The organism is Zoogloea sp., assembly GCF_023150065.1.
Taxonomy (GTDB): Bacteria; Pseudomonadota; Gammaproteobacteria; order Burkholderiales; family Rhodocyclaceae; genus Zoogloea.
Genome location: NZ_JAKLLN010000220.1, coordinates 1 through 537, shown reverse-complemented (window position 1 = coordinate 537; position 537 = coordinate 1). Strand labels below are relative to the sequence as shown.

General features: G+C 64.8%; 1 protein-coding gene and 1 pseudogene. Both read right to left on the bottom strand.

The features are described from left to right. Positions 1-295: GTP cyclohydrolase, FolE2/MptA family (locus L6Q67_RS24370; RefSeq protein WP_296576360.1), on the bottom strand; the 295-nt coding region annotated here is incomplete at its 3' end. A gap of 24 nt (positions 296-319) precedes the next feature. Continuing rightward, positions 320-537: pseudogene (locus L6Q67_RS24365) on the bottom strand (glutathione peroxidase); the annotation flags it as partial.

Here is a 537-nt window from a genome sequence, read left to right as displayed (position 1 = left end):
CGGCATCCAGGCGCAGCAGCATCTCGTCGGCCATCGCCAGCAGGCCGGCGTGGTCGAGGGCGTCGCGGCGAGCTTCGAGCAGCTCGACGAAGCGCGACATGTGGGTGCCCTTGACCTCGGGCGGCAGGCCGACGCTCATGGTCACGGTGGCCACGCTGCTCACCGTCTCACCGCCGGCAGCCCGCCAGGCGAGGGGGTAGCGCAGGCCCTTCACGCCCACCTGGTGGATCGCCAGCCGGCGATGATCGACGGAGGACTGCACGTCGGGGAGAAAGAGGGTCTCGGGGGCATTCATCGGTGTCGGCTCCTGGCGGGGGATTTATTTGAGAAATTGGTCAATCTTGTTGACCAAATCCTTGTCGTCCGGCTTGGTGAAACTGGTGAAGGCGACCACCTGGGTCGCGTCCCGGTTGATGAGGTATTTGTGGAAGTTCCACTTGGGTCGGCTGCCGGTGATCTCGGCGAGCTTCAGGTAGAAGGGGTTGGCGCCCTTGCCGCTGACCACCGTCTTGCTGGCCATCGGAAACTTGACGCCGT